10 protein-coding genes, 2 tRNA genes and 2 pseudogenes are annotated in these 11,808 nt (G+C 57.3%); 9 read left to right on the top strand and 5 right to left on the bottom strand.

Annotated features, from left to right (window positions below; all coding sequences use genetic code 11):
- Window positions 1-113: 113 nt before the first annotated feature.
- On the bottom strand, window positions 114-395 hold the full coding sequence (locus PMI34_RS08630) for a peptidylprolyl isomerase (RefSeq protein WP_008051985.1): 282 nt from the start codon (window positions 393-395) through the stop codon (window positions 114-116).
- A 107-nt stretch (window positions 396-502) separates the two neighbouring features.
- On the bottom strand, window positions 503-1,384 hold the full coding sequence (locus PMI34_RS08635) for an esterase/lipase family protein (RefSeq protein WP_008051984.1): 882 nt from the start codon (window positions 1,382-1,384) through the stop codon (window positions 503-505).
- A 335-nt stretch (window positions 1,385-1,719) separates the two neighbouring features.
- Here PMI34_RS08635 and PMI34_RS08640 point away from each other — a divergent pair, with 335 nt between their 5' ends.
- A complete protein-coding gene (locus PMI34_RS08640; RefSeq protein ID WP_008051983.1) occupies window positions 1,720-2,784 on the top strand; it encodes a hypothetical protein in 1,065 nt (354 codons plus the stop codon).
- Window positions 2,785-2,841: 57 nt separating this feature from the next.
- Here the strand turns inward: PMI34_RS08640 and PMI34_RS08645 are convergent, their stop codons facing one another.
- Complete coding sequence (locus PMI34_RS08645) at window positions 2,842-3,921, bottom strand: 3-deoxy-7-phosphoheptulonate synthase (RefSeq protein ID WP_008051982.1); 1,080 nt, start codon at window positions 3,919-3,921, stop codon at window positions 2,842-2,844.
- A gap of 654 nt (window positions 3,922-4,575) precedes the next feature.
- On the opposite strand from PMI34_RS08645, the gene PMI34_RS08650 reads away from it, so the two are divergent.
- The 8 genes and pseudogenes from PMI34_RS08650 (at window position 4,576) to PMI34_RS08685 (ending at window position 9,675) form a co-directional block, all read left to right on the top strand.
- Complete coding sequence (locus tag PMI34_RS08650; protein WP_032829779.1) at window positions 4,576-5,049, top strand: GNAT family N-acetyltransferase; 474 nt, start codon at window positions 4,576-4,578, stop codon at window positions 5,047-5,049.
- A gap of 97 nt (window positions 5,050-5,146) precedes the next feature.
- The gene (gene gacA / locus PMI34_RS08655; protein ID WP_032829778.1) at window positions 5,147-5,788 is read left to right on the top strand and encodes a response regulator transcription factor GacA; all 642 of its coding nucleotides are present in this window, start codon (window positions 5,147-5,149) and stop codon (window positions 5,786-5,788) included.
- Between the two features lie 2 nt (window positions 5,789-5,790).
- Complete coding sequence (uvrC, locus tag PMI34_RS08660) at window positions 5,791-7,614, top strand: excinuclease ABC subunit UvrC (protein WP_008051978.1); 1,824 nt, start codon at window positions 5,791-5,793, stop codon at window positions 7,612-7,614.
- Window positions 7,615-7,646: 32 nt separating this feature from the next.
- On the top strand, window positions 7,647-8,207 hold the full coding sequence (gene pgsA / locus PMI34_RS08665) for a CDP-diacylglycerol--glycerol-3-phosphate 3-phosphatidyltransferase (RefSeq protein ID WP_008051977.1): 561 nt from the start codon (window positions 7,647-7,649) through the stop codon (window positions 8,205-8,207).
- Between the two features lie 63 nt (window positions 8,208-8,270).
- Window positions 8,271-8,346: transfer RNA gene (locus PMI34_RS08670), tRNA-Gly, on the top strand.
- A 46-nt stretch (window positions 8,347-8,392) separates the two neighbouring features.
- Window positions 8,393-8,466, top strand: a tRNA-Cys gene (locus PMI34_RS08675).
- A gap of 211 nt (window positions 8,467-8,677) precedes the next feature.
- Window positions 8,678-8,830 (top strand): annotated as a pseudogene (locus PMI34_RS08680) (VOC family protein); the annotation flags it as partial.
- Between the two features lie 146 nt (window positions 8,831-8,976).
- The gene (locus PMI34_RS08685) at window positions 8,977-9,675 is read left to right on the top strand and encodes an ion channel (RefSeq protein ID WP_008051975.1); all 699 of its coding nucleotides are present in this window, start codon (window positions 8,977-8,979) and stop codon (window positions 9,673-9,675) included.
- Window positions 9,676-9,879: 204 nt separating this feature from the next.
- On the opposite strand, the pseudogene PMI34_RS29370 reads toward PMI34_RS08685, so the two are convergent.
- Both PMI34_RS29370 and PMI34_RS08690 read right to left on the bottom strand, forming a co-directional pair.
- A pseudogene (locus tag PMI34_RS29370) lies at window positions 9,880-10,008 on the bottom strand (transporter); the annotation flags it as partial.
- A gap of 107 nt (window positions 10,009-10,115) precedes the next feature.
- Window positions 10,116-11,738 (bottom strand): DUF1254 domain-containing protein, encoded by a 1,623-nt coding sequence (locus PMI34_RS08690; RefSeq protein ID WP_008051974.1) that lies wholly within the window; start codon window positions 11,736-11,738, stop codon window positions 10,116-10,118.
- Window positions 11,739-11,808: the final 70 nt, after the last annotated feature.

Below are 11,808 nucleotides of genomic sequence, written 5' to 3'. Positions count from 1 at the left end.
TCGTTAACGACAATTTGTACGCTAGCGGCGCGTCCCTCGCCAGCCGTATTGCGCATCACAAACACGACGGCCCACCAATAGGCGGGCCGTTGTGTGAATAGCTCAGGTGTCGATCAGTCCTGACGGCTGGTCACTTCCAGCAGGTGGAAACCGAACTGGGTCTTGACCGGGCCCTGGACCACGTTGAGCGGTGCGCTGAACACCACGGTGTCGAATTCCTTGACCATCTGGCCCGGGCCGAACGAACCCAGGTCACCGCCCTGGCGGCTGGATGGGCAAGTGGAGTTTGCCTTGGCAACTTCGGCGAAATCGGCGCCAGCCTCGATTTGGGCCTTGAGTTCGTTGCACTTGGCTTCGGAGGCAACAAGGATGTGACGGGCAGTGGCTTTAGCCATGGAAAAATACTCCTTTCAATACTCGATAAAGTGCTGAGCCTACCGGATTCAGTGAGCTATTTCTCCTCAAAGTTCCGTTCCGCGAGGGATCCACGGCAGGCGGGACCTCAAAGGCCGGCGTCCCTCAAGCGACTGGCATGCTCGACATACAGGTCAACCGGGTCGACACCTGTGCGCAGCTGGCCGGTCGGCTGGCCAATGGTGTCCAGATGATCCAGCGCATAGTCGGACCGGATAACCGTGCCCAGGTGCGAACTGAAGCGACCGACCAAACCGTCGTTCTGCTCGCTTTCCGTGACGAAATAACCGGAAAGGGACCGGCAGAAGGTGTTGAGCGGATCGAGCGCATAGAGCCCTTTTTCGAGAACATTCGACGACAGCACGCCGCTCCACGAGTAGTAACGAACACCGTTGACCTGTTCGCAGCCCTTGCCACCCCAGGTGGTGGGCAGTCCTTGCGGGTATTTGTCGTTGAATGCGCCTACGCCTTCGGTGGTCAGCGCATTGAGGGCGGCAATGGCGCTGCGCGGTTGATACTGATGGTCGCTTAATGTCGCGAGGAAGTCGGCGAACAGGGTCACCACCGTCTCGGCCACATGTTCCGGCAGGCTGCCCGGTGTCAAGGCCTTGCGCAGGAAGTCGGCCAGTTCCGAACCATGGTTCGGCCCGCTGACGGAGGTGACCGACGCCACGCTGTGTGGCGCAATCGCTGCGGCATAACGTGCGGTCAGTGCGCCCTGGCTATGGCCTATGAGGTTGACTCTGCTTGCACCGGTTCCTTCCAGTACCCGCTCGATCTGTGCGAGCAATTGGTCGCCGCGTATCTCGTTGTCATGGACGGCCGACAAGTGGGGCACGAACACTCTGGCTCCGGCGTTCCTCAGCGCCTGCCTGATGTCGTGAAAGAGCTCGAACTTGCCGATTCTTTCGAAGCCGAAAAGGCCATGGACCAGCAGTATTGGGTAACAAGTGCTTGCATTCCTTTGCATGTTCATACCTTTACGCAGAAGTTCATTGGGACTGCATGGCGCTTCACTCTAAAACACTCGAGGGTGGCGTGATGTATGAAAAGTCCGCCGAAATTTGCGGAAAACGGAATAGAACAAGTGCGAATGCTCAAGAGTGACTGAAGCCTTAGTCGGAATAGTTCGAGGACTTCTCGCGGCAATCAGGTTGCTGCTGATCAATGACCTACTTTGCATGTATCGATTTTCCGAGCGGGCCGGAGGGAGAGGCCGACATCACGACTGTTCGTCATGAGGTTAAATAGCCATTCAGAGCCGGCCACCTGTCCGGTGTCTATTCCAGGGAATGGAGCGAATGAATGACTGTTTATGAACCCGACACCTTGAATCTCGCACAGCAACCATTACCACCTCCCATGCTTGAACAGGCGCAAAACGGCGTTCTGAACCCCTCTGAAAAAAAAGTCGTCATCAGGGTCCAGCCTTATCCAGGCATGACCTGCGGCGACAAATTGCTATTGAGTTGGGCGGGGCTGGATGCCGAAGGCCTCGCCTACAATCACCAGGTGGCGCGTTTTGTCAGTGAGGGCCGGGTTGGCGAGGACATTATCTTTGCCGTCGGTAGCGCGCATATCGAGGTGCTTGAGGGTGGTTCGCTGGAAATAGGTTACTCACTCACGAGCACCGGATTTGCCGAACCCGTGCACTCCCAAAGGTTGCAACTGAGGGTTGGTGATGTGCAATGCGACCTGTTGCCCGCGACGGTGAACGATGCGGTGGGTAGAACGCTTGATCCGGATCGGGTGAAGGAAGGAGCGATCGTTACGATCAAACCCTATGCGCGCATGGCGGCGGGCGACTGGGTGTTACTGACCTGGGCGGGCGTTTCGGTCGAAGCAAGTTTCAGTGATGCACTCAAGGTAGAGTCCTTCGCTGTGGGGGAAGAACTGTCGTTTTGGGTCAGTCCGGAGTGCATTACGCTCAATCTGGGCTCTTCGGTGTCCGTCGACTATTGCGTCAAGCAGGCAGGGCAGGGGCCTCGCTATTCTGAAGTAACGGCACTGATGGTTGGCATCCTGGAGCGGCGTCCACTGCGAGCACCCACTGTGCTGGAAGCCGACGAAGGTTGGGTGGATCTGCAAGATGTGCAGGATGGCTTGTCCGTCGTCATCGAAAACCCCAAGGCTGAAAAAGGAGAACGGGTTTACCTGACATGTGACGGGGAGAAATTCAATTACGGTGACGAGCGCGAAGTAACCAGCGACACCGCAGGCGAGCCGTTGGTGTTCATCGTTCCCTACCCGTTCTGGAGGGAACATCGAGATACCGCGATCCGTGTTTCCTGTTCAGTCGAGCACCTTGACGGCACCCGCCAGCAATCGGGGGTGACACTGGTTCAGGTGCAGTCCCTGATGGGACATTGATTGCCATTTGCCCTCCAGTCTTCCCATGAAGGCCGGAGGGCGCACGGAGGATGCTGATTATCGGGCGTTGTTTGACGCCCGCAGCCGATCTGCCGCTTCAAGCAACAGTTGCTCTGTACCGGACCAACCGAGGCAACCATCGGTCACCGAAACACCGTATTTCAATGACGAACTCAACGGCTGGCAGCCCTCGAACAAATGGCTTTCGATCATCATGCCGATCAGTGAGCGATCACCTTGCAGGCGTTGCTCAAGTACATCGTTGAACACGGCTGGTTGGCGCAACGGGTCCTTGCCGCTGTTGGCGTGGCTGCAATCGACCATGATTCGAGCCGGAATCCTGAGCCTGGTCAGCTCGCTGTTCACCTGGGCGACGCTGGCACTGTCGAAGTTCGGCCCGCGATGGCCGCCGCGCAATACCAGGTGCGTGTCTGCATTGCCCGGGGTTTGAATGATCGCCGGATGTCCCTGGCTATCGACACCGAAATGGCGATGAGGGTGAACGGCGGAACGCATGGCGTCGCTGGCGACACCGACACCGCCGTCTGTACCGTTCTTGAACCCTACAGGCATGCCCAGGCCGCTGGCCATTTCCCGGTGGATCTGCGACTCCGTGGTCCGGGCGCCAATCGCCACCCAGCTCAACAGATCATCGAAGTAACCGGCCGCCATCGGTTGCAGCAGTTCAGTGGCAACGGGCAGGCCCAGGCGGAGCATTTCGCGCATCAGCTCGCGGGACAGGGTCAGGCCGGCGGCCATGTCATCGCTGCCATCGAGGTGCGGGTCGTAGGCCAGGCCTTTCCAGCCAACCGTGGTACGGGGTTTTTCGACGTAGGCACGCATCACCAGCAGCATTTCGTCGCTGACTTCAGCGGCGAGTCGGGCAAGGTTACCGGCGTATTCGAGGGCTGATTTCGGATCGTGTATCGAGCAGGGGCCGACGACGACCAGCAGGCGGGAATCTTCACCGTTGAGGATCGCGCGAACCGCCTGGCGGTGGGCGGTGACTTGCCGGGTGAGGGCGTTGCTGAGGGGCAATTGCTGTTTGAGTTGCAATGAGCTGGGCAGGCGCAGGGTCAGCGCTTCATTGGCAGGGCTCAAAGTGGACAGCGGCAGTGCAGAGACGGACGAGTTCATATTCAAGGCTTCCTGGGCTGGTGGCGGGTTCGTGCCCGCGCGCTCGGCCCTACTGGGGTGTTCGACAATTGGCCGGATTGGCTGCGTGTGTGTGCTTGCCACCTGTGGGTGACCGATCGGAGGCGGCAGGCTGTCCCGAGCGGAGGGTGGTAAATCGCCAGGTGGTAAAACTGTCGTAACGGTAATAAGTGGCGTAGTTCATGTTCTGAATCCTCTGAATGTCTGGTGTGTCGCTAAAAGTGTTGGAGGCTGAAAAAACAAAACCCCCGGTCGGGAGGCCGACCGGGGGTTGAGAATTCTCTGGTGGCGACCCGTTTAAAATGGGCGCCGTGTGGGTATCAGGCGCGCCAGTGGCTAAACCAATACCCAAAATAAAAGCTGACCGGAGCACAACCGTCGTTCACCCGGGCAGCCGCAACCGAGCGCGGGGCGCTGGCGGTACGAAGCTGTAAGAGGGCGTTGAACATGGTCTGTCTCCGATGGATGGACCGAGCTTACTAGAGGCCGGTACGCAGTTTCAATCAGAAAATGCTATCGGCAAACGACGTCACTTTCTATCGCTTGAGCGCCCTCACGGTTGTGACACACTTTGCGCTGCAACAACAAACCTATCGTCACAAGGACGCACATGACCCTCGCTGTGGAATTGGAATGATGGAACGCCAATGGCGCCCGGCAACACCGGATGACCTGGAATTCGCCCGCGAACTGACCTGCACAAGCATGCTGCGTTACTACATTGAGCATGACCTGTTGTGGCAGGACGAAGCGTTTGACGCGGCCTGGGCCGGGCGGGACAACCGTTTGATTACATGGGGCGACGCAGTGCTGGGTTATGTCAGCCTGAGCCGTGATGCCAGAGCCTTGTATATCCGCGAATTGCATATCGTCGAAGCGTTTCGGGGGCAGGGCGCTGGATCCTGGGCGATCGATCAGGTACTGGCTCTGGCACGCCAGGAGCGGCGCCCGGCGTTGCGCCTGACGGTTTTCGAAAACAACCCGGCGCAAGCGTTGTACGAGCGCAAGGGATTGAGGGTGGTGGGCAAGGACGAGTGTTTCCTGAAGATGCAGCTGGATATTCCCGGCCTGAATCGCTGCGACACGCTTGCGACAAGCCTTTCAAGATGAATTGAAACTTTTAATCTGATGCTTTCCGCTAGGTCTGCCAGATGCTTTTTGCTAAGGTGTCAGGCAACCCAATAAGACCATATCGCGAGGTGTCTGCTTGATTAGGGTGCTAGTAGTCGATGACCATGATCTCGTTCGTACAGGCATTACACGAATGCTGGCTGACATCGATGGCCTGCAAGTAGTCGGCCAGGCCGAGTCGGGTGAGGAATCCCTGATCAAGGCGCGTGAGCTGAAGCCCGACGTGGTGTTGATGGACGTCAAGATGCCGGGTATCGGCGGTCTCGAGGCCACTCGCAAATTATTGCGCAGTCATCCGGATATCAAGGTCGTCGCGGTGACCGTGTGTGAAGAGGACCCGTTTCCTACGCGGCTGTTGCAGGCCGGAGCGGCAGGTTACCTGACCAAGGGCGCAGGTTTGCCGGAAATGGTCCAGGCCATTCGCCTGGTATTCGCCGGGCAACGCTATATCAGCCCGCAAATTGCCCAGCAACTGGCGATCAAGTCTTTCCAGCCCACCAATGATTCGCCTTTCGATGCCTTGTCGGAGCGGGAAATCCAGATCGCGCTGATGATCGTCGGCTGCCAGAAAGTACAGATCATTTCCGACAAATTGTGCCTGTCCCCGAAAACCGTGAACACCTACCGTTACCGCATCTTCGAAAAGCTTTCGATCAGCAGTGATGTCGAGTTGACGCTGTTGGCGGTTCGTCATGGCATGGTCGACGCCAGCCTCTGAAAATGAACGAAACCTTTGATCCGAGCGCCTTTCTGTCGACCGTTAGCGGGCGCCCCGGCGTGTACCGCATGTTCGACAACGAAGGGCGGTTGCTCTACGTCGGCAAGGCGAAGAACCTCAAGAATCGCCTGTCGAGTTACTTTCGCAAGACCGGGCTTGCCCCCAAGACCGCCGCACTGGTAGCTCGTATCGCCCAGGTCGAGACGACGATCACCGCCAACGAAACCGAAGCCTTGCTACTTGAGCAGACGCTGATCAAGGAATGGCGCCCGCCCTACAACATCCTGCTGCGCGACGATAAATCCTATCCCTACGTCTTTCTCTCCGACGGAGAGTTTCCGCGCCTGAGCATTCATCGCGGCGCGAAAAAGGCCAAGGGCAAATATTTCGGGCCTTACCCGAGCGCCGGTGCGATCCGCGAAAGCCTGAGCCTGCTGCAAAAGACGTTTTTCGTTCGCCAATGCGAAGACAGTTACTACAAGAACCGCACGCGCCCTTGCCTGCAATACCAGATCAAACGCTGCAAGGCGCCCTGCGTCGGGCTGGTGGAGCCCCAGGTGTACGCCGAGGATGTGCGCCATTCGGTGATGTTTCTTGAAGGGCGCAGCAATGCGCTGACTGACGAGTTGTCCGCCGGGATGGAAGAGGCGGCGATCAATCTCGAATTCGAACGGGCAGCCGAGTTGCGGGACCAGATTGCGTTACTGCGCCGGGTCCAGGATCAACAGAGCATGGAGGGCGGGACCGGGGACGTCGATGTGATTGCCGCCTTCGTCAACCCGGGCGGCGCCTGTGTTCACTTGATCAGTGTGCGGGGCGGGCGGGTACTGGGAAGCAAGAACTTCTTCCCTCAGGTCGGTATCGAGGAAGACGTCAGCGAAGTCATGGCCGCGTTTCTCGGCCAGTACTTCATCAGCAGTCCTGAACGCGACTTGCCCAGCGAGTTGATCGTCAATGTGGTCCACGATGATTTTCCCACGCTGATCGCCGCCATCGACGAGTTGCGCGGTCGTGAACTGACCATCAGCCATCGCGTGCGGGGTACTCGGGCGCGCTGGCAACAATTGGCGGTGACCAATGCCGAGCAGGCATTGAGTGCGCGCCTGGCGAATCGTCAGCACATTACGGCGCGCTTCGATGCGCTGGCCGAGGTGCTGAAGCTGGATGAACCTCCACAGCGCCTTGAGTGCTACGACATCAGTCACTCCAGCGGCGAGGCGACGGTGGCGTCCTGCGTGGTCTTCGGCCCCGAAGGTCCGATCAAGGCCGATTACCGCCGGTACAACATCGAGGGCGTTACGGCCGGCGATGATTATGCGGCGATGCATCAGGCGCTGACCCGACGTTTCAGCAAACTGAAGGACGGGGAGGGCAAGCTGCCGGATATCCTGCTCGTGGACGGCGGTAAAGGTCAGTTGTCCATGGCCCGCGACGTGCTCGATGAACTGGCCGTGCCTGACCTGATTCTGCTGGGCGTGGCAAAAGGCGCGACGCGCAAGGCCGGTTTCGAAACCCTGTACCTGAACGACGCTGCACATGAGTTCACCTTGCGCGGCGATTCTCCCGCGCTGCACCTGATCCAGCAGATTCGCGACGAAGCCCACCGGTTTGCCATTACCGGGCACCGCGCCCGACGTGGAAAAACCCGTCGGACGTCTACACTGGAAGGCGTCGCCGGCGTCGGACCCACACGTCGGCGTGATTTGTTGAAACATTTTGGTGGATTGCAGGAGCTGTCTCGTGCAAGCATCGAAGAAATTGCCAAAGCCCCCGGGATCAGTAAAAAGCTCGCAGAGTTGATTTATGCAAATCTGCACAGCGAGTAGAATGCCCCCTCACCTCGTAGCCAGTTGTGCCGATGAATATCCCTAATCTGATTACCGTTCTACGCGTTCTGCTCATACCGATCTTCATTTTGCTGTTCTACCTGCCTTACCAGTGGAGCTACATGGCCTCCGCCTCGGTCTTCGCGTTCGCTGCCGCGACCGACTGGCTGGACGGGTACCTGGCCCGCCGTCTGGAGCAAAGCACACCGTTCGGGGCTTTCCTCGATCCTGTTGCCGACAAGCTGATGGTTGCGGTTGCATTGGTCCTGTTGGTGCAGGAACACGGAAACCTGTGGCTCACGCTGCCGGCTGCCGTGATCATTGGTCGCGAGATTGTCGTCTCGGCACTGCGCGAATGGATGGCCGAACTGGGCGCTCGTGCCCACGTCGCCGTGTCGAACCTTGGCAAATGGAAAACCGCCGCGCAAATGCTGGCGCTGGTGATCCTGCTGGCCAATCCCAAGGATTTCAGTTTCTGGGTCTTGCTGGGCTACACCTTGCTGATGGTGTCGGCTGGCCTGACTTTGTGGTCGATGGTCCAGTACTTGCGGGCTGCCTGGCCACATCTGAAGACCGACGTTGAAAAGAAATAAAACTTTTTTGAATCAAAGGGTTGACGGGGCTTCTGGATTCTATAGAATGCGCCACACCAAGACGCGGGAATAGCTCAGTTGGTAGAGCACGACCTTGCCAAGGTCGGGGTCGCGAGTTCGAGTCTCGTTTCCCGCTCCAAGTTTGTACGCATTTGATGTCGCGCTACTGACAGCAAATGTTTTGAGGCCGAGTAGCAAAATGGTTATGCAGCGGATTGCAAATCCGCCTACGCCGGTTCGATTCCGACCTCGGCCTCCACTATAAACAACCCCGTAGATCAGTGATCTACGGGGTTTTTTATTGTCTTCAAAAAAGTGAAGTGTTCCGCATTTTTTTGCAAGTGTTCCGCAACTGGCCGATAGTTGACTGTCGCGACGGGCTGCAATCGACTGTGGATTCAACCGGTCGATGCAACAGATTGGCCAAATGCCCTAGACTCGCTTGCTCCCAATCAACCAAGGAAGCGTCAATGGGCATGCAAGGAAAAGACCGTCAGATCGACAACATTGAGTTCAATGTCGTTGACATCGACCGAAGCAAGACCTTCTACGGAAGCATATTCGGCTGGAGCTTCGTTGACTACGGCCCGACTTATACCGGGTTCAGCGACGGACGCATGTCACGAAGGGCAGAAGTCGACCCTTAGCTGTCCGTCTAGCTGAATCCTCTCACATGCATTCGCGACTAGAGTTTCACTGCCGACTAATCTAAAGCCCGGTCAGATTCAACCGTGCAACATCTGGTCTCGAGCGTCTCTGGGAAACCGTTATGACAAATCCGCAAGATAAAACCGAATCCGACGAAGATTTAGCTCAGATGATTATGGGGAAAGGTCCCTACACCTATCTATTGCTGCTCTTACTAGGATTGATCCTTCTGTTTCCCTTTCTTGAGGAAGGTATATTTGCTCGCACGTTGCTTGGCATTCTTTTTTCAATCGTTCTGCTCGTGGGGGCTTTCGCCACCAGGCAGACTCGGCGGGGGCTCATCCTCAAGCTGAGCCTGGCGTTGCTTGGGGTTGGCCTTCAATGGGGAGCGTTGTGGGCTGAGAGTACGGCGATTCTCCGGCTTGCCGGGATAGCTTATGTGGCGTCTCTTGCCGTCTCGTTCAGTGGTGTGCTTCGCTATATTCTCAAGCACGGGCCGATTACAGCGGACAAGCTGCATGGTGCGCTTGCGGGTTACATCATGCTGGCCTTCGTCTGGTCGTTCGTATATGCCCTGGTCGAGATGTCCAGAGCTGGCTCATTCGGCCCTGGCCAACTCGACTTCGTACAGCCCGGCACTTTCTTCAAGCTGATCTATTTCAGCCTCACGACGCTCACAACTACCGGTTACGGTGATGTTATTCCTATGACCAACCATGCCCGCTCACTTGTGATGGTCGAAGAGTTTTCAGGAGTCTTTTACGTTGGTGTTGTGATAGCGAGGTTTGCCGGTCTTTATCCATCGAATCAGACTAAGTGACTTTCGATTTGCCTGAGCCACCTCCGGGCATTAGTGAATGACCCTCCCTGATTGAGTAGACACTTGCGAGCGACTGCTAATGGCCGATTTCTGCCTGTCACGACCGACCGAAATCGGTCCATAGGGGGCGTTCGTACCAATCAGAAAGTGTCAATATCGACCTGTGGATTTCGCCTATGTATCGCATTCGTGTTGATCTACCCATCAGCGTGGAAACAGTAACGTCACCGCCACGCGAAAGCCTTTACCTTGTGCGTCATCTTCCGGACTGTCGAGCCAGTATTGCGGCCCGGCTTGTACCGTCAGAGGTTGACCGTCGATCTTCAGTAATTGACAGCAGCATTAGTGGCCGTTGTACCCGTAAAATGTTCCCTCCTTTCGGCGGAAGCCAACACCGCGGTCAGCACCGCCCGGGAGGTTGTGCTGACCGTGACCTGGTCTCACCGAACCAGTTCGACCTCGCTCGGGCGCCACTCTTTCGTGAAGAACGACTCAAGGGGGCTGTAGAGGCGCAGGAGCATGAACCAGCCCTTGTCGGGCATGGTTTGTATCCAGTTGCCGGCTTTGGCGTCCGCTGGTTTGGAAGGGCCGAAGTAGATGGTCATGGAACCATCCGCGTTTTCGACGGCCGCCGGTGAAGGGTAGGTTTGACTGCCGGCACGCGGGTAGCGCTGTGGTGTCTGGAGCATGGAGCGCGTCTGGTTATCGTAGACGGTGAAGGACCAGAATTTCGCGGCAGGGATCTTTGGTGGCAGGGTCACCTTGTAGGTCTTTGCGCCATCGAAGGGATTCTTGTCGGCGTCAGAGAAACCCATGAGGTACTGCGAGCCAACGTTGGGCAGCCGCATGATCATGCCCGGCGAATCCATTGTGTAGCCGTAGTAGAAGGCCGTGCGAGAATCAAGCGTGCGCGCGCCAGTCGGCGGTAATGCCTTGAACAGGCCTTCCTTGGTAATCAACGGCGGCGGAGTTTCAAAATTGAAGCCGCCCTGCCACAGCATGTTGGCCCACATCGAGTTCGGGTAATAGGCCCAGCCGGGATACTCGGCGGCACGCCAGTTCAGCGCTCGTCCAGCGGCGTTGCCCACGGCTGCCGCGTCGCTGAGGATCTTCTTCATCCGCTCGTCCGGAGCAAAGGGTTTGCCCTTCACGATACCAATGGCCGCCAATTCGCCCATGAGTTCCGGGCTGAACGAGGTGGCGGGTTCCAGCTGTACGAGCTTGTCGAGCATCTCGAAGTAAGAAAAATCGTTAGGCGGGATGGTGTTGAAGGATTTGCCACTGCCCTCGATGAACTTCGTGGGCGGTATCGGGGGGATGGGCTCCAACCGGACTTTGCCGTCGAGTGCCGTGGCAATGCTGGTGCCGTAGCCACCCGGTGTGTAGGGGTAGATCTTCAGCTTGTCCTTGATGAGATCAACAGCAGGTTTCGGGTCGTTGTTCTCCATAAAGGCGCGAACGGCGTAGAGCACATGGTTGGTTTTCGAGCGGCCAATAAAGTAACCGCCATCAGGAACAGGCCCATCGTAGTCCGGCGGTAGAATCAGGTATTTACCGCCTTCACCCCGATCAGGCCCGGGTGCGCCGATGTCGATGATCCAGCCAAACCACATGTCATTAAGCGTGCCGAGAGCCTTCGGTGGCACTTCAACCACCAACGGTCCTTTCGTCAAGTCGAGCGTCGCCACCGTGTAGATAGTATCGGCGTTGGCCGTGAGAAAGAGCGAGTTGGAGTCCATCAACTCGGAGAAGATGACCACCGAGTTGTCTTCAGCGCCAATGCTGTGGAAGCCCTCGCGAATCGCATAGGCCGAGGCGCCCGAAAAACTGTTCACAAATGCATCAACACCGCGTGTGAACGCCAGTGTGTCATAAACATTCTGAGCGGTTTTGGCGCTTGGAGCGCCATCCCTGAATTCCAGCACGCCGATTCGGGTCTCGATACGATCCGGCGTCTTGACGGCGGGTGGAATGTCGGTAGCCGCCTGCGTCGAGGTCAGCACCGGCAGCATCAGGGTAAAAAAGGACGTCAATACGGCGATTGGTTTGAGAATGTGCGCCATGGTTTTCTCCCAGGGGAAGTTTGAAGCATTGACTACTCAAACTGAGGAAGGGCATTGCGCAAAGGATTTT

The organism is Pseudomonas sp. GM74 (assembly GCF_000282455.1).
Lineage (GTDB): Bacteria > Pseudomonadota > Gammaproteobacteria > Pseudomonadales > Pseudomonadaceae > Aquipseudomonas.
The sequence above is the reverse complement of the archived record's forward strand: the minus strand, read 5'-3'. Positions and strand labels throughout refer to the sequence as shown.

Excerpts from the sequence above, each read along its gene's own strand:
- PMI34_RS08630 (WP_008051985.1), bottom strand. The coding sequence starts at position 395 with ATGGCTAAAGCCACTGCCCGTCACATCCTTGTTGCCTCCGAAGCCAAG.
- uvrC (WP_008051978.1), top strand. The coding sequence starts at position 5,791 with ATGAACGAAACCTTTGATCCGAGCGCCTTTCTGTCGACCGTTAGCGGG.
- pgsA (WP_008051977.1), top strand. The coding sequence starts at position 7,647 with ATGAATATCCCTAATCTGATTACCGTTCTACGCGTTCTGCTCATACCG.
- PMI34_RS08650 (WP_032829779.1), top strand. The coding sequence starts at position 4,576 with ATGGAACGCCAATGGCGCCCGGCAACACCGGATGACCTGGAATTCGCC.
- PMI34_RS08685 (WP_008051975.1), top strand. The coding sequence starts at position 8,977 with ATGACAAATCCGCAAGATAAAACCGAATCCGACGAAGATTTAGCTCAG.
- PMI34_RS08640 (WP_008051983.1), top strand. The coding sequence starts at position 1,720 with ATGACTGTTTATGAACCCGACACCTTGAATCTCGCACAGCAACCATTA.
- PMI34_RS08635 (WP_008051984.1), bottom strand. The coding sequence starts at position 1,384 with ATGCAAAGGAATGCAAGCACTTGTTACCCAATACTGCTGGTCCATGGC.
- PMI34_RS08645 (WP_008051982.1), bottom strand. The coding sequence starts at position 3,921 with ATGAACTCGTCCGTCTCTGCACTGCCGCTGTCCACTTTGAGCCCTGCC.
- PMI34_RS08690 (WP_008051974.1), bottom strand. The coding sequence starts at position 11,738 with ATGGCGCACATTCTCAAACCAATCGCCGTATTGACGTCCTTTTTTACC.